Origin of the sequence: Pedobacter segetis, from assembly GCF_016623585.1 — a bacterium.
GTDB classification, from domain to species: Bacteria; Bacteroidota; Bacteroidia; order Sphingobacteriales; family Sphingobacteriaceae; genus Pseudopedobacter; species Pseudopedobacter segetis.
In genome coordinates, this window is the sequence record NZ_JAEHFY010000002.1 from 170,105 (window position 1) to 192,344 (window position 22,240).

12 protein-coding genes are annotated in these 22,240 nt (G+C 37.6%); 5 read left to right on the plus strand and 7 right to left on the minus strand.

Annotated elements, in window-relative coordinates:
• From I5M32_RS02105 to I5M32_RS02115, 3 genes are read right to left on the minus strand one after another with little or no spacing between them, the layout of a single operon-like run.
• Positions 1-6,159, minus strand: coding sequence for a hypothetical protein (locus I5M32_RS02105; protein ID WP_200584519.1), 6,159 nt, complete (start codon positions 6,157-6,159; stop codon positions 1-3).
• A gap of 2 nt (positions 6,160-6,161) precedes the next feature.
• Entirely contained in the window at positions 6,162-7,946 is a 1,785-nt protein-coding gene (locus tag I5M32_RS02110) for a TonB-dependent receptor (protein WP_200584520.1), read from the minus strand.
• Positions 7,947-8,303: a hypothetical protein gene (locus I5M32_RS02115; protein ID WP_200584521.1), complete on the minus strand. Its 357-nt coding sequence runs from the start codon at positions 8,301-8,303 to the stop codon at positions 7,947-7,949. It lies immediately after the preceding gene.
• Positions 8,304-8,644: 341 nt separating this feature from the next.
• Here I5M32_RS02115 and I5M32_RS02120 point away from each other — a divergent pair, with 341 nt between their 5' ends.
• Positions 8,645-10,669 carry a tetratricopeptide repeat-containing sensor histidine kinase gene (locus I5M32_RS02120; protein ID WP_200584522.1) on the plus strand — a complete coding sequence of 675 codons (2,025 nt, stop codon included), beginning with the start codon at positions 8,645-8,647 and terminating at the stop codon, positions 10,667-10,669.
• Between the two features lie 94 nt (positions 10,670-10,763).
• On the opposite strand, the gene I5M32_RS02125 is transcribed toward I5M32_RS02120, so the two are convergent.
• The 4 genes from I5M32_RS02125 to I5M32_RS02140 form a co-directional block, all read right to left on the minus strand.
• Positions 10,764-13,199 carry a beta-propeller fold lactonase family protein gene (locus I5M32_RS02125; protein WP_200584523.1) on the minus strand — a complete coding sequence of 812 codons (2,436 nt, stop codon included), beginning with the start codon at positions 13,197-13,199 and terminating at the stop codon, positions 10,764-10,766.
• Between the two features lie 89 nt (positions 13,200-13,288).
• Positions 13,289-14,272, minus strand: a complete 984-nt coding sequence (gene rlmF / locus I5M32_RS02130) for a 23S rRNA (adenine(1618)-N(6))-methyltransferase RlmF (RefSeq protein ID WP_200584524.1) — start codon at positions 14,270-14,272, stop codon at positions 13,289-13,291.
• A 195-nt stretch (positions 14,273-14,467) separates the two neighbouring features.
• Positions 14,468-15,412 (minus strand): MlaD family protein, encoded by a 945-nt coding sequence (locus I5M32_RS02135; protein ID WP_200584525.1) that lies wholly within the window; start codon positions 15,410-15,412, stop codon positions 14,468-14,470.
• 31 nt (positions 15,413-15,443) lie between these two features.
• Positions 15,444-16,304 carry an N-acetylmuramoyl-L-alanine amidase family protein gene (locus I5M32_RS02140; protein WP_200584526.1) on the minus strand — a complete coding sequence of 287 codons (861 nt, stop codon included), beginning with the start codon at positions 16,302-16,304 and terminating at the stop codon, positions 15,444-15,446.
• 57 nt (positions 16,305-16,361) lie between these two features.
• Between I5M32_RS02140 and I5M32_RS02145 the strand changes: the two genes are divergently transcribed.
• The 4 genes from I5M32_RS02145 to I5M32_RS02160 all read left to right on the plus strand — a co-directional run bounded on the left by I5M32_RS02145 (position 16,362) and on the right by I5M32_RS02160 (position 22,174).
• Entirely contained in the window at positions 16,362-19,013 is a 2,652-nt protein-coding gene (locus I5M32_RS02145; protein ID WP_234461831.1) for a putative LPS assembly protein LptD, read from the plus strand.
• A 1-nt stretch (position 19,014) separates the two neighbouring features.
• Positions 19,015-20,265, plus strand: coding sequence for a competence/damage-inducible protein A (locus I5M32_RS02150; protein WP_200584527.1), 1,251 nt, complete (start codon positions 19,015-19,017; stop codon positions 20,263-20,265).
• A gap of 277 nt (positions 20,266-20,542) precedes the next feature.
• Positions 20,543-21,901, plus strand: a complete 1,359-nt coding sequence (locus tag I5M32_RS02155) for a dihydrolipoamide acetyltransferase family protein (RefSeq protein WP_200584528.1) — start codon at positions 20,543-20,545, stop codon at positions 21,899-21,901.
• A gap of 51 nt (positions 21,902-21,952) precedes the next feature.
• Complete coding sequence (locus I5M32_RS02160) at positions 21,953-22,174, plus strand: DUF4287 domain-containing protein (RefSeq protein ID WP_200584529.1); 222 nt, start codon at positions 21,953-21,955, stop codon at positions 22,172-22,174.
• The last annotated feature ends 66 nt before the right edge of the window (positions 22,175-22,240 follow it).

The window sequence follows — 22,240 nt, forward strand, 5'->3', positions numbered from 1 at the left end:
TCAATATTTTGATGATCCGAATATACCGGCTACAGTGCCAGGAAGTTGAGGTTTTGTTAAATTCCCATTGATGGCATTGGTGGTCATTTGCCCAATCGCTTCCCATGTAGCTACCTGATTAGCATTGCTAACAGGTGAACTTGCTTGGTTGGTTTGCGAATTGAAGCCCCAGTTTACCGCATAGTTTACCACCTTATCAATTTGCTTTTGTATGGGATTGGTAAATGTTACCGAACCCTGGTCTCCGCAAACCAAATTTTCAGCTTCCATTTTTGAAACCAAAATTGTTGATGATGAGGGTGATAAAGTGTTGATAGAATTTCCTGCATAATTTCCAAAGTTTATTGCAAAACCATTGGCAGTTTGTTGGGGAAGTTCAGTGGGAATAGCCTCTCCTATGGCACTAAAATTATCTAAAAGGTCATCAGATTGGCCTCCCGTTTTACTGCAATGAAACCAACCGTCTGTTTCCTTTCCGGCAGAAACATAGTCTATTTGAAAGTTGGTTGTGGATAGCCCGGTTCTGTTGGCTAAGAACTCCTTCAGTTTTTGATATTTATTTTGCTCTAAATTTGCAATAACCGGTGGAGGATTTTGTAAAGGAGCTTGCACATTCACATACTGATGCTGGATGATGATGTTATTTGTGGCCCCCCCTTTGCTGTAATCAGGTTGGAAAACATCATTTGAACGGACATCATCAATATCAGCTTTGCTGAAACGCTCTCCGCAGAGGTTCAACTCTATCCCTAAATTGCTGCCACGCCCAAAATGGATGTTATAAATCCCGTTAACGGGTTTTATCCAAGTTTGAAGGGTGTTTTTATTTTGGATATGGCTTTTTAAACTACTGATGTTTTGTTCCGGATGATCCAAATTGCTGATCTTTGAGATGGCTAAGGCATCAATCTTATTTTGATAAGTATCATAGGCACTGGTTTTAAAATTGAAACCTCCAATAATATGCTCATTGCCAGATAGTTTGTTGATAAGACCTATATTGGTAGTTCTTTGAAGATACGTTTGTGACACAAGCTCTCCGGCAACCATACCAGTTGTTGTTTTCTCTGTTGTGCTGAAAGTGCTTTGGTTTCCATTGCTATTAACCGGGGTTTTAGCAACAAAAACAATGGAATAGCTTGCATTTTTTTCTAATCCGGGATTGGCAATACTCCATTTAGAATGGCTATTGTTATAGCTGATACTCTGGCCGCTAGAATTGGTAGAAGGCCTGTAAATACCGTCGTTGAGGTAATTGTTAACCACCTCCATGGTCACCGGCATATCTGCCCCTTGTTTAACCCCGTTTTTATAAATCCTTCCTACATATTGCGTACCTTCCGGGTATGCAAAGTCTCTGCTCAAATCCAATATCTTTTTAGTTTCTAAATAAATAGATCCGGTATTTTTTGACTCCTTCACAGGTACATCTTTTTGGCTGTGCAAAGGAGAGGTAATTGCATATTCTGATGAGGGAATAGCTTCAAAACCATTATTGGTGGTAAAACTGATTTCTTTGGTTTCTTCTACCACTTTGCCATTTTCTTTTACAAACGTATAGTTGGCAGGCAGGCCGGCAAAACTATCGTCTTCTTTCATATGGGCAATTACCTTAAAAGTGTATTTGGTATTTTTTTCTAAATGGTTTTGGCTATCGTATGCCAAAGAATACTCATCTAATCTTTTTAGGCTATTGGTAACATCTGTTCCGTTTAACATTATTTTTAAGCAGGATCGATCAAAAAGGAATTTCCGCTTTGTGGGGCTTCCATCTTTATTAGGATGCTCATAATCCTCCCATTCCAGATAACCTCCTGTATAGCCTCCCGGTCCATAATCTCCGCCAGCTTTAATATTGAAAGCTGCAGCCGGCACTGCGGTTATATCCAGCTTATCATCAGATTGCACCGTAGGGCTCAACTCAGAGATAATAGTTAACCCACCTAAGGCATCTGTACCGGATACACATTTTTCGCCCACGCTAAACCTAAAATTAAAATTTCCTCCAATTGCGCCATCCAATATAGAGAAGTATCCGCCTACGTTTCCTTCTGCCCAACTAGGGTTAGGCAAACCAGCCCTCACAATGGCGGCCGCACCGGCATCGAATATATTGAAAGTGCCCTTTATCAATAAAAGGTTTACTTTGATCCCTATTTTGGCCTGAGCACCCATGTAGGCCTGTCCTTTGGCATACCAACCGCCCGGCCCGCCAGCGCCCAATACATTGTTGCAAGTTGTCTCAGGGTTGATGGAAAGATCAAAACCCATCAGGGCTTTTAGGGTGCCCACAAACATGAGGAATTGTTTATCATCAAAACCAAATTTGGTATAAGAACCTATGATCAGCCCTTTGTTGCTTCCCTCTGCATGGTAAGTTCTTGGAGCAGCAGGTTGCCTGTTGTTGAGGATGTCTTTTTGCATACCTGCCAGTTGCAACACTTCATCCGGGATGGCGGGCATGGGGTCAATCTGCATGGTGCCAACTTCCAAATAGGATGTACCCACAAACAGGCCGTTAAAAACATCTACCTTAGTTGGCCCTGGTGTGTTACCCAAAGGTCGCCCAATATGGATGAACCAACCTTCTGGCGAGGAATAAAATTCCGTACTTCCTGTTACATGCAACAGCCCATGGCTGTCAACATTGGGTACGCCTAACTCTGCGCCAATTTTTGCATCAAACACCTTATTTCCGAAATCGTATTCCACATTCAAATCGCCCGCACCTGTAGAAACGCCCCTTCTTTGATTTAAAGGTTTGCTCACATCGGTAAGAATCCTAGCGTTACCATTGATTTTTACAAAATCTACTCCTCCACCAGGTTTAAATCCCATAGAAAAGGTGGCATCTGCATCTAAAGTATTTCTGCTGGTCAGTCCAAATAAAATGGTGGCCTGTAAACCAAAACCTCCGCGTTGTGGGCTTAAGCTTAAACCCGCGGGGTTAAAATTCAACAAATCTTCAGGACTAGAATCGGGGTTTGGGTCCTTGTCGCTTTTATAGGATGCAGGAATCACATCAACATCCTGAGTTTTTGCTTGGGTAGGTATTGCTGCTGCATGCGGTACAGAAGAAGGGTCCAATGCCATATTATAATAAAAACCACCGCCAAAGCCATACAATGCTACTGGAATGGGAGGTGCAAAAGTGATCCCGGTTTGTCCAAAATCTGCCAAGGCGTTAAAATCAAAATAATTAAATGCGCCTTGGTTATCAGATTTTGAACCAAACCTTGCCCTCATGTTAACGGTAAGCATAGAGGCAATGTCTGTTTCTAAAGCTCCCACAAAACCTTCATCTATTTGGTTTCCGGCATTTTTATTAAAATATTTTATCGCACCTTTTAATTTAAAAGGGCCCAAATCAGTACCGCCGGCAAAAGTAATGTCCTCAATTTTTCCACCTATGCCTGTCCATACTATTCTGTTGTTTTCTTTTTTGATACCCGATGAAATAGAGAAGGTGGCATCTGCTTTGCAACTGATGGCAGAGCCCGCAAGGCTCAAATTTCCTTTAAATTGTAACGATGCTTTGGCTCCTAATCCATCAGGACTGGTACTCAATGCGGCAGTTTCTAAATTATAATCAAATCCTGCTAGGCTATGTTGAGGCGATGCCAAAGCAATCTTTAAATTGCCGGCTTCAATAAAATTACCGTAAGTCATCAATTTTAAACCTTCAAAATGGATTCCAGGCAAGCCTACTTTTCCTACTCCCGGGATTTTCATATTTGAAGTGTTAGCAATGCTCAAAACGCCGTTGAGGTTTGCGGTGGCCTTAATTTCCTGATTGCTTGTTCCTTCTACCACAATACTGCAGTTAGTCAAATCTACATTCATGAACAAGGCATTAAAATCAATATTTTTTTTGTTGCTTATCGCAAATTGATAGGCCAGATCATCACCATTGGATGCAGAACTTAGCGTTGCCGAATAATCTAACTGGTTTTTGGCATCGTTAAAATTGCCGCTTGCCGGCAAAACCAACTTGCCCCCCATACTGCTTGTTTTGAATGCCGATTTAAAAAAATCAATCTTAAATTGATTGATGGAAGCGTACCAACCTCCCATCGATCCATTGGCAAGAGACAGTAGGTTGCCAGCTTTTTGTACCGTACCTGTAAATCCGTTATCATCATAAATAAGATTAGATCCCTCAATGGAAACATCATCATTACTGGCCAAATTCTTAATGATCTCTGGAAGTTTCACATTAATTTTAGGGATAAATATACCTCGCCAAGTTTTTGCGCTGGTATTTATGGGCGAGCTGCCTTCTGAAACATATTGTACCGGTAAACCTGTTGGGTTCTCAAAATCTGAATGATCGTAATAGATTTTATTGGTATCCGCCTCAAATTTAATGCTGCGCATCCCATCCACATAAAATGTTGGCAGTGTCAATTCAGCAATCCAGTTTTGCCAACCTTTTTTGGTAATAGCTTTAATGCCTGCTACCAAAGGGGCGTTGGTTTGGGCATTTCTTAATGAGTTTGACGGGAAATCATATGCTGCATCGATAGCCAAAGATTGGAAACCATTTTTATCGAACGCAACAAAGGTGCCGCTTGGGTTATTACCGATGCTGCTTGTTTTATTTAATTTGATGTTGATGCGGGAAAGTTGTACATCATTGGACAAATAGAGCTTTCCGCTTTCGCACAGCTTATCTTGCGTTAGGCACATCCCCCTGCTGCTGAAAGCTATTGTTTTATTGGCTTCCGGAGCATCCATTGCGCTAGCGGCATCAAACCAGGCTTGCGTGGCGGTAAAATACATACGCCCTATACCAATTTTCATAACCCCTGCATCTAAGATCAAGGGCAATTCAAAACCTTGGCTATTGCCGCTGTTTTTAAGGTAAGAGAGCGAATTTTCTGTATGGTTAGACAGGAAGGCCTCCCAATTTTTGATGCCTTCATCATCAAAACGGATCACTTTGTCATCGGGGCTGCTGGCTTCGGGCACCAAATCGGCTATTTGAGGATTTACCAATCCTTTTACCATCCCGCTTTTCATTCTTAGTTCGGGGTTAACCGTTAAATTAAAGAAAGCAACATTTAATTTTGCGCCAGACAGGCCAGAATCTATAAAAGGTAGAATGATTTTACCTTTACCGTTTAAATACGATGAAGAGCGCTGTAAACCTGTAACCTCCATTTTAAACTCGCCAACACTAATTATGCTACCAATTTTCACTAAGTCGTTTTTAGTGTTCCCTTCGGCCAAAACTTGCTTGCAATTACAGCTTGGTGCAAAGCTTGGTTCGGTTGTATTAGGGCTTTTTTCTGTTGCGATAATTTCTGCGGGCTGGGAATAGGTAAACGAAATTACCTCACTTTGCCCATTATTTCTAAACGGGGTGTTGTTAAAAGGATCAAAAGCTTGTATAGATAATGCGTATTTTCTGCCGGCGGTCAGTTGTGGATCGGAAGGATTATAAATATAAGAGTTCCCTATAACCTCTTTCTCAAAAAAATAAGGCTGTGTTGCGCTCATCAAGGCATCATTTGGGTTTTTATCCCCAAACAGCTCTACCATACGGATCTTGTACCTTACCTGTGGTGCTGTACCTGGGGGCGTGTTCCAAATGATCGGGAAATTTTGCCCCGCAGAGGAATTGATTTCTTCATCTGCCAAGGGGCGGATAATCAATGGTGGCTCTAAACTGCTGATGCTAAATGTATTGCTGCACCCCAAGGGATTATCGGGGCTGATGGGTTGGTTATCATCATAATTAAAAGCCCTGATACAAAAACGGTAAGCGCCTTCTGGCAAACCATTTTTAGAAATGAACTCACTTTGTGTAATACCCGTATAGTTGATCTTGGTATAGTCAAAAAAGTAACTCAGGTCGTTTCCATTTAAGCTTATACTGCCTCCGGGGTTCAGTACAATGGGTTGTGGACTTTTATAGCTGTCGCTCACTTGTAAAATGATACCATTATCCCCATAAACAGTTCCTCTTAGCTGTATCCTTTGCACCTGAGTAGAAGTATTCAAAACATTTACCACCATCAATTGAGGGTTGGATGAATAATCTGTGATCTTAGTTGGATATGGGGGTAAAATCTGAACAGAAACATTCACTTGTGCAAATGCGTTTAATTGATATGCACCAATCAATAGCAGTAAAAAAATCCATTTTGTTTTCATGCTTAAAAGTTTAAGGAGTAACTCAATTCGCTTCTGGTCTCAGAAAAATTGGGGGTAATGGCGTTCAGGCTTTTCGCTTTATTATTGGTAAAATAAAAATTGAAACCTAAATTTTGACGCTTATCCACCTTATAGTTTAAATTGCCAGAGGCATTGATGATGAAAGACTTATTTTGGTTGGCATCGCTTTGCGTTAAGGTGTTGGTGATGCCGGCCTGTAATTTGTTTTTTATCAAAAAGGTGTTACCGCCCAATGTTGCCCCTAAAAATTTACTGTTTAGCCCCGCACCTTTAAGGTTTGTGTTGTTAAGGTTGATGAAAACACTCCAATTTTTTTGGGGGAAACCGAGGTTGTAGTTGATGAAAAACTGGGTGGTATTGATGTTTCTTGATGCGGCATCGTTACCAAAAAAATTATTGAAATCTCGCAGGGTATTGATGCTAGCAGATGCTGAAATGGCATGCGTGGCATTGGTAGATGTGATAAAATACCTCGGCATTAGGCCTATGGTTTGGGTGGTCTGCACAATTTTGATAGAGTCGGCATAAAGTACAGTCTTTGCCCTTTGGTTGTCAGAAAAATTACTGTAAACCACATCAAAGCCTAAACTTTTGTTGACCTCATAGCTCAGATTTGCCGACCCGATCACTCTGTTGTTTTGGGCCCTTTTTTGGTTCTTTAAATTATCATGCTGCAAACCCAAACTTCCAGATAACCTGGCTTTTCCTTTGAATAAGGTAGCCGATGGGCTGAGGATGTAATTCTCCAAATCGGAATTAAAATAATAAGCACCCATGGTCTTAAAATCTGGGTCTATGCGCTTATAGCCTAACTTTATCTGATAATTTTTGCCCTTATAAACTAATGCTGCTGATATTGCCGTATAAAACTCTGTGGTGGCATTTATAGAGAAGTATTTCTTTGCTTGATTTAGTACGGGGTTATCAAAAGAATCTAAAGAAAGCGAAGAGTTGTAATCTTTAGTGTATAAACTTGCTGCACCATCGCTCTCAAACAAAATATTTTTAAAAAGGGTAAACTTATAAGAATAGCCCAATACATTATTAGATGCAGGGTTCACTATATTTAATTGATTGGGCAAGTTATCGGGTATTTTATCATCATCTTTTGCGCTTAGGTAACTAAACTCAAAAAAGTTTTTATCGGATCCATAGCCCAACTTTGCAGCGTAAGCCTTCCTGCTAAAAGAAAAAGGCACTAAAGCCTGTGTAGTGGTGTCTATGGTGGTGGCCCTGTTTAACCGGCCATACATAAAACCCAGCCTCAATTTCCCGGGCTTCATCTCAAAACCAGCACCTAAAATGGTATGGCCGCCTAATGTATAAGGCGAGAAGTTGAGGTTACGGTAACCGCCATGAAGGGTAAGCCATTTATAGGTAGGGCTTATGCCAAACTGGTTAAAGGGCTGCCTAAAAGAACGATCGACCTCACTAAAGGTAAAAGATACCGGTATAGTGAAACCATAGAAGCTAAAAGTTGGGCTACCTACCAGATAATAACTCAAAGGTTTGCGCCGATCCGGGATCCCATTGGCATTATAGGAAATACCCCTAGCTTGTATGTTACCGCTAAAGTTAAACGGTTTTTCGTTTTTTAGGTTTGTAAAATCTTGTGCCTGCACAGGATTTATCATGAAGGCTAACCCAAAAGCACCTAATAAAATGCACTTTTTCATGTTTGTTTTTAACAGAGATGAAACGATCATGATGTAATGAACAAGCCCCAAGGGTTTTGGTAAAATCATGGTGGTTCCATGAGATGACATTTAGAAATCTGTTGAGATAACCTGTTCACTACATGAAGTAATATTTACCGTTTGGCTGATATGCTTATTTTGAATGGGAATTCCTGCATTATCAAATGCGAAAACATCTAATTTATAAGTTCCTGGGCTAAAATGTAGTGTGTCTTGGAATAATCCCTTATTTAAAGTTTTTCTCTTGTATTTTGGCACATAGGTATCTACCCCATGGGCGTTTGGAGAGTTAGAGGCGTATTTTAATGTGATGATTCCATAATTGTAGCGTTCACAATCTTTAATTTTGTTACCATCATTTTTGCTGCATCCCACAATGAAAACCGGGATGATTACAAGCAATAAGATTTGTGTTGATATTTTCATTTTTTTAGCGTATTAATTAAATATTTATAGATCAATTTTTGATTTTAAAACCTAAATCATAATTAAAATTAGCCTACTTTATAAAATAAAAATCGCTGATTGAGCAGAATACCAGTTTTAATGATCTAAAGCAGAAAAGCAATTAGGGAAACACCAAAGGTTTGAGGAAAAAAATCTGCAATTTGCTGGCTTATAATCCTTTTGAACATTTTATGGATTTTTATTTAGATTTATTGGATGATGAAATTGCTTAATTTCTTTAACCCTCTTAAGAATGATTTAACCAAATGGATAAGACAATTATAAAACAGCCCCAATCTATTATTACGTTTTCATTGATTATGAGAACGACGTTGGTTGTGATTTTGATCGGTAAAATAATGTTTGGGTTTGCACAAGAAAGCCAAAAAACAATTGATTCCCTAAAATATGCCATTGCCCATGCTAAACCTGATACCACTAAGGCAAAGGCTCTATATCGCTTAGCCGAATTTTATATCAATAGCCAACCCGATTCCTCCTATTATTATTCAAGTAAATGTTTAAAACTGGTAAAGGAAATTAATTGGGACAAAGGGATTGGTGCTGTTGAGAGTTGTTTTGGGAGGATTTACAGTAATAAGGGTGATAATAAGGAAGCGCTTAAACATTATGAGATCAGCCTTCAAAAAGCCATAAAAATAGATTTTAAACCGAATATCATTTCCTCTCTGATCAATATCGGATCTGCCTACCAGATGATGTCGGACTTGGTAAAAGCTACTGAATATATTGAAAAAGCACTTAAAATTGCTAAAGAAACCAACAATGCCAGATTAACAGCATTCTGTTACAGTAATCTATCAGATATTTTTTTTGCCCATCAGGATATAGAAAAATCTCTCAGTTACAATCAAATTGCCTTAGGATATGCTTTACAAAGTGATGACCTTAACGAAGTTGGATCTATTTACATGAAAATAGCCGGCGTATATTTATCTCAGAATAAATTACCTTTAGCAGAAAAGAATTATAAAAACGCACTTCGAATGTATCGAAAAACCAACAATAGGTTTGGTGAAGCGCAAGTGTTGTCTAATTATGCTTTAATATTTGAAAATGAAATAGGTAAACAAAAAAAACTCTATTACCTACTAAAGGCTAATGAGATTTATAATCAAGTCAATCCAAAATCCATAAATTCAATTACAAATATGGGCAATATTGGAGGTACTTACGCTGGTATCGCCATAATAGATCAGTCATTAAGTAAAACGAAAACGCTAATTACCGCAAATCAGAAAGATTCATTATTGAAAAAAGCGGTATCCTACTTAAATAAAGCAATTCTTTATAGCAAAGAGGTCAATGATATGGACGATTTAAGCTATTTCTCAGATAATTTGGCGCAGGTTCAAGAATATCAAGGAGATTATAAGAACGCATTAAAAAACTTCAAAATTTCTAAGAATATAGATGATTCTTTATACTCACAAAAAGCTAAAAATAAGATTGCCAAATTAGAGAGCCAAAAAGATCTAGATAAGAAAGATCTAGAGATTGCCGATAATAGATCCAAAATGAAACAGCTCTGGATATACGGATTGATAGCCATCATCATCATCGTTTTGATTGCCGGCCTTGTTGTTTTTAAATACCGGCTAAAACAGTTACGATTAAAAAATGAACTGGAAAAAAATGCGGCAGAAAACAGGGCAAAAGAACTGACACACAAAAACAAGCTGACAGAGATTGAACTTAAGGCCATCAGATCACAAATGAACCCACATTTTATATTCAATGTGCTCAATTCCATAGAATCTTACGTGATAGAAAATGATAGCAAAACAGCGAGCAGGCTTATTCAAAAATTTGCCTCATTAAGTAGGTTGATTTTAGAAAACTCTACCCAAAGCTTGGTATCGGCAGAAAAGGAATTTAAGGCTTTACAGCTTTATACAGAACTGGAGGCTATCAGATTTAATCATCATTTCAGTTATAATTTCGAGCTCAAAAATAGATCACCTCTAAAAGAAATCATGATGCCCCCAATGCTGATACAACCTTTGATTGAAAATTCCATCCATCACGGACTAAAAAACCAAAAAGATAAAAAAAACCATATTTTGATCAAAATAGAAGAAATAGATAAAGAATTGACATTTACCGTTAAAGATAACGGGATAGGCTTAAAGGAAGCAGCCAAATTAAAAAGCAACCACTTGTTTAAAGAACAATCATTTGGTTTAAAGGGAATTAAAGAAAGGCTGAAAATTATGGAGCATTTCAATAGATCGGGAAATATAGATATTTATGAAGAAGAAAATCTGCAAGGCACCATAGCAGTTTTAACACTGCCTTTGATATTAAAAAAAATCAATTTTTAATATCGGCTTTTTAGTAGATTAAGGTTTATAGTCAGGTAAGATTTGATTTTTTTACTTTCCGATTTAGTTTTTAGAAGCTAATTGGCATTTATTATCAATCATCATCATCTTTCTTTTTCTTTTCTAATATTACAAAAGCACTTCTTTTTGGGGCGGGCATTACAGAATCTTCTCCTTTAATATATTTCCAGATGGTTTCATTCAATTCTAGGTCTGGTACCGCATCTTCTTTAGCGAAGTTAAATGATGCTGATTTTTTTGAACTTTCATTTATAGCGTAATTTCTATCGTCTAGATTTACGTTCGCCTTTAAATGGGTAAATGGTTTTAGGTTGATCTTGGGGGTAAAACAATCATATAAAGGTAAGGCAGCGGCATCATACTGGCTCATAGCGGGTAAATTTAAAATTAATTCCATAGTGCGCAAGAAACCACTGGTAGAGTACATGGTAGAAATTACCTCGTTTCTTTTAGTGTAAGGGCTAATTACCAAGGCTGGCGAGCGGTGGGCATCCACATGGTCAGAACCGTTTTGGGCATCGTCTTCTAAAATAAAAATTACCGATTCTTTCCAGATAGGGCTATGTGATAGATAATCTACAAATAGCCCAACTGCTAAATCATTATCCGCTACGGCTGCAATTGGTGTGTATTTTCCTGTTCTTTGCCCGCTGGTATGATCGTTTGGAAATCTAATGGTATTAAATTGGGGTACTTCTCCTTTTGCTAATAATAGGTCAAAATCTTTTTTCCAAATGCTAAAACGGGTGGTGTCTTTTATGCTTAGATCAAACGATGGGTAACCAACACAAAAATGATTTTCCAATGCCGGTATATTAGCCATTTTCTGGTCGGCAAATTCTCCATAAGTTCTATAGCTTAAACCCGCTCTTTTACAATAGTCCCAAATAAAACCATCTCTAGGATAAGCAATTTTTCTCGATCCTTCATAATCATAAGTGCCGCCCCTATCGCCATAACTTATAGGCCAAGTTTTCTCTACATAATCAGTTCCGTAGGCTGCCATGCTCCAGTTATGCCCATCGGCACTTACTTCCGCATCTGTATAAAAATTATCTAGCAAAACATACTCATTTACCAATTTGTGGATATTGGGGGTTATTTTTTCGCCAAATAAACAAAGGGAACTATCACCGTTTCCTTTTTTAATATCGCCCAAAACTTGGTCGTAAGTTCGGTTCTCTTTGATGATATAAAACACATGTTTTATCGGGCTTTTTTCTCCTGCCTTTATGGGGATAGGATTATCCTTTATGGACCGAATATTAGATGAAACTTTTCTGGAAGGCACATTGGCATAAACTTGTGTGCTATATTTTTTTAATTGCTCTTTGCTTGGTATATCTATGATAGATAGCGTCCCTTTAAACAGGCCTCCGATATATTGTTCTTCGTTTTTTACAGTGGGGCTTTTTTGGTAACCGCTATCATCTGCTTTGCTAATTGGCTTTGGGCCATCAGGATTTGGTAAACTTGTAAAACCTTTACCGTTTGCTACAAAGATCTTATCATTAAAACTTTTTATGCTGGTGGGGTACCAGCCAGTTGGGATAAAACCCTCGCTTTTGCTTTTTCCGGGTTCAGAAACATCAAAAACCGCCAAACAATTGTTGTCTGCGTTGGCAACATATAAAGTTTTTTGATCGGTAGATAATGCTAATCCGTTGGTTGTAGAACCGGTTAGTTTGGTTGGCGTTAGCGTGGCAGAAATGGTTTCAATTACTTTATTTGTTGAGGTATTGATCACAGAAACAGAATTATCGTTGGCATTTGCAACATAAAGAATGGTTCCTTTTTTATTGAGCAATAGCTCATTTGGATGGTTTTCTGTGTTTATTTGATCAACTATTTTTTTGGTACTGGTATTAAACACCGTTACTTTATCTCCTCCCCATAAAGAAATATAAAGCAATTTTTTATTTGGCGATAATATGCAGGCATAAGCCTCTGCGCCCAAAGTAACTGTTTTTAAGATTTTTTTTGTTTTTAGATCAACAATATATAAACTATTGTTTTCTTTGGTAACGGTATATAATAACTGGGCTTTATCATCAATAGCGATCCCGGTTGGGCTAATTTTATTGGGCCATTTTTTACCAATTTTAATGGTATCGGCATCGGCTAGTTTTTTATTGATGATGGGGTAAACCAAAATGATGTTATCATTACCACCAGATACATATAACTTTTTTCCATCTGCGCTAAAAGTAAGGCCATACCAAGAAGCACCTATCGGTTTTTCATCTAAAATCACTTCAGACTTGGTATCGATCAGTTGGATGCTTTGCGTACTTTGCCCGTTATTGGTAACCGCTAATAATTTGTTTGAGGATGAAAGTTGGATGTTTAGCGGCAAATCTCCCAATTGTAGGGATCTACCGGCCGGTGTTAGGTACCACCCATTAGAAAGCAATATTTTATCTGCTTTGGCATTATTTGTAGGTGTTTGTGCGGTACCAACAAATGTGATCGCCATTAATATTATACTTAAAAATATATTAGATTTCATGTTAGAAGGTGTTTATTAACAAAACTAAGGAAATCTATTTATGTAAGCGTTTTATTGAAGAGAATTAACAATTTCTTTATAATAGGCTTCTATTTTTCTGTAACCTGTAAAGTACTCATCCATGCTTCTTGTTTTTCTTTGGTTTGAAAAGTCCATGCTAAAACCCTGCTTACTTTACTGCCTTGACCCATTGGTAAAATTTTAATGTCGAAAGCTCCCGCATAATCCAGTTGTTTGTAAGCGGCATCTAAATGCGCAATATTTGAAATCAAAGTTGTAAACCATAGGCATGAATTTGCATAAGTTTTGCTCTGCTCAATCATGGTGTTTACAAACTTCCCCTCACCACCGTAACACCAAACCTCTTTACTTTTTCCACCAAAATTAGCCACAACTTCTTCTGCTTTTTCTTTTCCCAAATTGCTCAATTTTTTAGCGGCTTTGGCCTGGGCTTCTGCCATTGATGCGTAAAACGGGGGATTACATATCGTTACATGAAAACGCTCTGTTAGTTCTAAAACACCAACAAAAACATTTTTATTATTGGGTTGATGCCTAAATTTTATTTTGCCATCTAATTGTGGGTTTGCGACAACAATTTTCTGTGAAGAAGCTATGGCGGTTTCATCAATATCGGCACCTACAAAACTCCATCCGTACTCGCTATTGCCTATCAAAGGGTAAACGCAATTTGCGCCAATACCAATATCCAAACATTTTACCTGTTTCCCTTTCGGGATGATGCCTTTATTACTTGTGGCCAGTAAATCGGCAATGTTATGGATGTAATCTGCTCTCCCTGGTATGGGCGGGCAAAGATAACCTTGAGGGATTTCCCAATTTTTAATGCCGTAATAATGGAGCAATAATGCTTTATTTAATGCCTTAACAGCTTCTGGATCTGCAAAATCTAATGTTTCTATTTCATGATCATTAACAAAAATAAACGACTTTAAATCTGGGTTTTTTATAGAAAGTTCTTGTAAATTATATCTTCCTTGGTGCTTGTTACGAGGGTGTAATTTTGCCTTGGTTTTTTTTTTAGCGTTTCTTTTTATACTTTTTGTTGGCATGAAAATGATTTTAAAAGCCGCAATTTATAGATTTTAATTTAGATATAAGATGTGAGACGCAAGGGTAAAGAAACAGGACTTTTAGTTTATACAATAATGAAGATGTCTCAAAATTTTTTGTCATGCTGTCCGCCAACTAGCGGACAGCATGACGGATTTTTTCTTATAAACTTTTTAATTTTTTGTTAAATCCAATTAATCTCTTTTTCCGCCAAATACAGAGAAGCTTACGTATCTTTTTGGGTTTGCTTTTACATCTACCATTAATTTATCCAAATCTGAGGCAGACTTATTAAGATTGTTATAAAGTTTATCGTCGTTTAATAATAACGCTATTGAACCGGTTCCGCTGTTCACTTTGCTTATTGCCAATTGCAACTCAGAAACCGCTTTATTTGCATTATCAATAGTTTGCTTAATATTTGTAGCAGCTAATTGGTTAGAAAACGAGTCGAAATTACTTACCATGGCATTAATCTTATCGTTGTTGTTTTTAAGGTTGTTAGAGATAGACTCGGCGTTGGCCAAAATAACATCTATTCTTTTTGCTTGTATGCCTACCGCACCATCAACGGTTTTAGAAGTTGATTCTAAGGTTTGTAAAGTATTGGCGATGCTAGCAAAACTTCTGTTTACATTTCTTTGAAAATCTGGATTTAAGATCATGTTTACGGATGTTAAAACAGAATCCATTTTAGAAACAATTTGCTGCGCCTTTTTTTGTACGGGTTCTACTTGCTCTAAAAGATTGGCCTGTACGTTTGCATTTAGGGTATCGCCATCAGAAGCATATTGTAAACTATTCCCCAGATCAAAAACCACGGCTTTGCTCCCCAATAAATCTGTGCTTTCTAATCTTGCTATGGTATTTTTAGGGATTTCATATTGTGGTTTTATCTTAAATTGAGCTAAAATTTGTCCGTTTTCTAATAAAGTTAACGCAGAAACCCGCCCAACTTGATAGCCATTTACCAAAACTGGTTTAGAAACCGCTAGTCCGTCAACCTTGTCATATTTTGCATAAAATTCGTTTTCGCTTACAAAAACATCATTTCCCTTTAAAAAGTTATAGCCAATAATTAATATAGCTATGGTAATTGCCGCTAAAATGCCGACTTTGGTTTCGTTAGAGATTTTCACAAATTCTTGGGTTTAGTTTTTAATGGTCTATTTAAGATTCTACTTGTTTTTTATAATTTACGATAGCGTTGACAATATTAGTTACAATTTCGGCTTGTCCATCATCAGAATTGATAAATTTTTCTTCTTCTGGGTTACTTATAAAACCAATTTCGGTTAATATTGCGGGCATCCCCGCTCTTGCCAAAACCGCTAAACTTTTTTCTTGAACGCCTCTATTTACCCTACCGCTTTTAACATATTCGTCTTGCACTAATGATGCCAATTTTATGCTTTGGTCCCTAAAGGCATTTTTCATCAAAGAAAAAATTATGTAGCTCTCTGGGTCATTAGGGTCAAAACCTTGGTAATTATCCTTATAATCTTTTTCTAAAAGGATAGAGGCATTTTCCCTTACTGCCGCATCTTGTTCATCTAACCGGCCAAAACCAGAAACAAAGGTTTCTGTACCTTTTGGCCTAGGATCTGGGATGCTTCTGTAATGTGCTTTACCTTTTACCACGTACCGTTGCCTTATATTGGGCATAGAGTTGCAATGGATAGATATGAAAAGATCTGCCTTTTCTTTATTGGCGATATTGATGCGCTCGTACAATTTCACAAATACATCGGTTTTTCGGGTATAGATTACCTTAACGTCGGGCAATCTATCTTCAATTGCTTTACCTAATTTTAAGGCAACCTCTAAAGCAACGTCTTTCTCTTTAGAGAATGCACCGTGGGTTGCACCATCCTCGCCACCATGGCCAGCATCAATTACGATCACTTTTATTTTATTCCCTGTGGATAAATAATTATTCCCATCTGTTATTTTTAAGGAACTAAAAAGAACAAAACTAAAACTTGTTAGTATTAAACAGTTAATAAACCTTTTGGATGTTGTAATTTTCATTAATTTTGGGCGTTTTTTGATAACCTTTGCGTACAAAAATATTATTCTTTATTAATTTTGAAATTTACCTATATATTTTTTACCTGCATCTTACTATTTCTGCACATTGGCGCTAAGGCCAATGGCTTTTATCAGTCTGATACTTTAAAAAACAAAGTAGGTATTGATACCATTAAGTCTCCTAAAATAGATTCTTTAAAAACGGATACTTTAAAGAAAAATTCTAAAAAGGGTGAAATAACAGATGTGATAAAAGCCGTAGCCTCAGATTCTTCTTTTTACGATACCAAAAATAATGTGATGTACCTGTATGGGAACGCCAGGATCACTTATGGGGAAAAGCAGGTTGATGCCGGTTTCATCAAAGTTGATTATAAAACCAATACCATTTTTGCAAAAGGTAAAACAGATACTTTGGGGAGGTTTTCTGGCTTGCCTATTTTTAAAGATCCACAGCAGGGAACCCTAACGGCAGATTCTGTTTATTATAACTTTAAAACTTCTAAAGGAAGGATCTATCAGGTTTATACCGAACAAGATGGCGGCTATATTACGGGCGGTAAAATTAAAAAGCAGGCAAATGATGAGGTGCATTTAAAAAACGTTGTCTATTCTACTTGTGATCTACCTTCGCCGCACCAACATTTTGGTATCGTAATTACAAAAGGTATTGCCACTAAAAACCAAATAGTTACCGGGCCGGCTTATATGGTTATAGAAGATGTTCCTATACCCTTGATCATACCTTTCGGGTTTTTTCCTAAACCCAATAAAAGGGCTTCTGGCATTATTTTACCACAGGTTGGCGAAGATGCCACGCTTGGTTTTTTTCTTAGGGATTTTGGCTACTATATTGGATTGAACGACTATTGGGACATGACCTTGAAGGGAGGTGTTTATTCTAAAGGTTCTTACGAGACCAACGTTGCCAGTAGATATACCAAACGTTATAAATATAGCGGCAACGTTTTTTTATCTTATTCTTCTCGTAAATTTGGGGTAGAGGGTACACCAGAGTATGAACACCCCACAAAAGATTTTAGGATACAATGGTCTCATTCGCAAAATGCAAACGCACACCCTGGATCCAATTTTAGTGCTTCTGTAAATGCCAGTACAAGCGGTGCTTTTAGAAACGTTCCGGGCAGTAGTTACCAACAAATAGTCCAAAACCAAATTGGATCAAGTATTTCTTACAGTAAAACATTTGCAAACACACCTTTTAGTTTAAGCACTGCTTTAAACCATAGTCAAGATTTATCATCGGGCAGGGTAAGTTTAGGTTTGCCGGCGCTTAATTTCAGCATGACAACCATCAACCCTTTTGATAGCAAGGATAGAATTGGCGAGCAAAAATGGTATCAGAGGATAGCTATTGGCTACAGTTTACAAGCTAACAACCAAATAAATACCGTAGATTCTTTACTTTTTAGGAAAAAAACGCTAAGTCAGGTTCAATCTGGTATCCAACATAATATCCCAATATCTTTATCGTCACAGATCTTAAAATATTTTCAATTTAGCCAAAGTTTAAATTATACCGAGCGTTGGTATTTTCAAACCATACGCAAAAATTATATTGCTAGGCCTACACCAACGGGTACAAGAGACTCATCAGCAATAGATACCATCCCTGGTTTTAGAAGGGCTGCAGATTACAGCTTAGGGGGCTCTTTATCAACCAAGATTTATGGCATCGTAAAATTTAAAAAAGGCAAAATAACGGCAATAAGGCATGTTTTAACCCCAAATATCGGTTTCTCTTACCGCCCAGATTTTGGAAAGCCAAGTTTTAACTACTATGATAGCGTACAAGTGGATCAAACGGGCAGAAGACAAGCATATTCTATTTTTGAACAAGGTTTATATGGCGGGCCGGGGAGCGGGAAAAGTGCAGCAATTACCTTTGGGGTAGATAATAATATAGAATTGAAGGTTAAATCTAGTAAAGACACAACCAATAATGGCATCAAAAAAATCCCGATTTTACAAGGCCTATCATTAAATGGTTCTTACAATTTTGTGGCTGATAGTTTAAAACTTTCTCAGTTGGGTTTTAGTGGGCGCACTTTTTTTACAGAAAAGCTGGGTGTTAGTTTTTCTGGAAATCTAGATCCTTATGAGTTTTTGGTGCAAAGGATCAACGGGCAGGATGTTGGAAGAACGATAAACAGGTACCGTTGGCAAGATGGGAAACTGCCAAGGCTTACAAATTTTAATTTTTCTTTTGATTATAGTTTAAACTCTAGCACTTTAGGGAAAAACAATAAAGCTAATAATCCGCCAAACCCAAATAGCGATTTGTTTAACAGGGTAAACGCCCAGCAAGCAGAGCAGTTGCAACAGATCAATAGAAATGCCAACGCTTTTGTTGATTTTAATATCCCTTGGAACCTGAGTTTCTACTATAATTTCAATTATTCAAATAATGGCTTAAGTAAATCAATTGTACAAACCTTAAATGCCAACGGCGATTTTAACCTCACGCCAAAATGGAAAGTGCAGTTTAATACAGGCTATGATTTTGCCAATAGCGCCATCAGTTTAACATCTTTTTCTATCTACAGAGATTTACATTGTTGGGATATGTCTATCAGATGGATCCCGTTTGGCCCCTACCAGAGTTACAGCGTAGATCTAAGGGTAAAAGCGTCTATTCTACAAGATTTAAAACTTAGCAAACGCAGAGAATATTACAATCAATTTTAAGATGCAGGCAGAGATAATTACCATAGGTGATGAGATTTTAATTGGGCAGATCGTTGATAGCAATTCGGCCTGGATGGCTACCCAATTAAACGCGATAGGCATAAAGGTAAAACAGATCACTTCTATTTCTGATGATGCAAACCATATTTTAAAGGCATTAAAAGCAGCAGAAAGCAGGGCAGATATTGTTTTGATAACCGGTGGCTTAGGGCCAACAAAAGACGATATCACCAAAAAAACGATGGCTCGATACCTCGGTTCTAAAAAAATGGTTTTGCATGGGCCAACTTTAGAGGTAGTAAAGAAAATATTTTCTAAGTACAAAGCCCCTATTTTACAGGTTAACATTGATCAAGCCAAAGTGCCGGATAATTGCGAAGTGCTTTTGAACGATCAAGGGACCGCACCTTGTATGCTCTTTAGAAAAAACGAGAAAGTTTTTATTTCTATGCCGGGGGTACCTTATGAAATGATGAATTTAATGAATACCAAAGTTATCCCCATTTTAAAAAAGGATTATGATTTACCGGCCATTTATCATCAAACCATTTTAACCGCTGGGGTTGGAGAATCTTTTTTAGCGGAAGAATTAAAAGACATTGAAGGTGCTTTGCCACCTCATATCAAGCTAGCTTATTTGCCAAAATTGGGTTCGGTAAGGTTAAGATTGAGTACCGTTACAAGTGCCAATGATGATGTAAGAGAAGAATTAGATACCTATATCAACCAGATTTTAGAAAAAATACCCAATTATTGGGTAGCAAAAGAAGATATCCCGATAGAAAAGGCGATCCTTAATTTAATGCAAGCAAAAAACCTTAGCCTTTCCGTTGCAGAAAGCTGTACGGGGGGCACCTTATCGCAGATGATTACGCAGCATGCCGGTTGTTCTGCCGTATTTGCCGGTGGTGGTATTGTTTACAGCTATGAGATGAAAACAAAGCTTTTGGGGGTTAAGCCCGATACTTTAGAAAAGTTTGGAGCTGTAAGCGAAGAAACCATTTTGGAGATGGCCAAAGGGGCAATTAAAAATTTTGATACCGATTATGCCATTGCGGTAAGCGGCATTGCCGGCCCAGATGGAGGAACAGAAGATAAGCCTGTGGGAACGGTTTGGATAGCAGTAGCCAATAAAGAAAACACGATTGCTAAAAAATTCACTTTCGGGAATAAAAGGCTTCAAAATATAGAAAGATCTGCAATGGCAGCCTTTAATATGCTTTTTAGAAAGTTGAAGGAAGATTTAGGTTAAACCGATCATCTTTAAAGTAGCGAAATGGCTTGAGTTTGTTGCGAGCGTTAACGATAGAAGCGGTATCCTTTTTTTCTTTTTCAGAAAAAAAGATTTAGCGAATAGCGTGTTAAAACGCCCGATCAAATATTTTTATTCTAAACAATATCAGATTTATTAGAACAGTTATTGCCCAACCTGGGTTTCTAAAATTTATTACCGATTCTAAATTTAATCTTTATTATCCTGTATAAAAGGGATATATTATTATTTTTGTTAAAACAGATATAACAATAACATGGCTCAATACGAACTTTTATTACCAAAAATGGGAGAGAGCGTTGCGGAAGCAACCATAATTAGGTGGGAGAAAAATCCTGGCGATAGCATTGATATTGATGATACCATTTTAGAAATAGCTACGGATAAGGTTGATTCTGAAGTTCCATCACCTGTTTTTGGGAAGATGGTAAAACATTTATTTAATGAAAACGACGTTGCCCAAGTAGGCGATGTAATTGCCATTATAGAGATTGAGGGCAATACCGAAGTTTCGGAAGAAATTAAAGGTGCCGAAATAGAAAGTGTAGAAAAGGAAGAAGAGATTCCTTTTGTGCCAGAAGAGGTGGAGCTTAAAGAAGATGCCGATGGTAATGAACAACCAACCGAACTTACCACGTTAAATCGTTTTTATTCGCCATTGGTAAAGAGCATAGCGCAAGAAGAGGGTATAAGCGAGGATCAATTGAATGATATAAAAGGAACCGGAAACGACGGAAGGGTTACCAAAGATGATCTTTTAGGTTACATCAACGGAAAAAATAATGAGCCGCAGCCCCACGGAGAAACAGTTTCTGAAAGTTTATCTGATAATGATCTACCAAAGAAAGAAAATAAGAGACAAGAAACAGAACTTTTGCAAAAAGTACAACCTGTTGCCAAAAGTGGCGAGGATGAGATTATTGAGATGGACAGGATGCGCAAGCTGATCGCAGACCACATGGTAAGCAGTAAGCAAACCTCGCCACACGTTACCTCGTTTATTGAAGTAGATGTAACCAATATGGTACTCTGGAGAAACAAGGTAAAGGCCAGTTTTGAGCAGCGAGAAGGGGAAAAAATTACTTTTACCCCAATTTTTGTTGAAGCGGTTGCAAAGGCACTTAAAGATTTGCCAATGGTTAATGTTTCGGTAAAGGGAACCCAAATCATCAAGAAAAAAGATATTAATATTGGCATGGCAACGGCATTGCCAAGCGGTAATTTAATTGTACCGGTAATAAAAAATGCAGATCAGTTAAATTTAGTGGGCCTAACAAAATCTGTTAATGATTTGGCCAGAAGATCAAGAGCCAATAAGTTACAACCCGATGAAGTACAGGGCGGTACGTTTACTTTAACCAATGTTGGCACTTTTGATAATACCATGGGCACCCCTATAATTAACCAGCCACAAGTTGCAATTTTAGCAGTTGGTGCCATAAAAAAGAAACCGGCGGTGTTAGAGACCGAGTTTGGTGACGTGATAGCGATTAGGCACTTAATGTATCTATCTATGTCTTACGATCATAGGGTTGTAGATGGCTCTTTAGGTGGAATGTTTATTAAAAAAGTTGCCGATAATTTGGAGCAATGGGATGTAAACAGGGAGATCTAAATTGTTAGTTAGATTCTAATTTTAAAATCAACACCACATAAATAATTTAAAATGGTTCAGTTAGATGTTTATTTCCAAAACATAAAAAAGAAGACAGGCAAAACAACTTCAGATTTTAAAGAACTGGCCATTGCAAAAGGTTATTTTGAAAATGGTATTTTAAAACCCTCTATTAAGGCTAAAGAAATTATAGCTTGGTTAAAGAAAGATTTTGATTTGGGGTATGGCCATTCATTGGCAATATTCCATGCCATAAAAGATGATCTGAAATAGAACTTTTACTGCTTATCTATTCTAATAATAACCAAAACAAGCTTACGATCTAAAATCGTAAGCTTG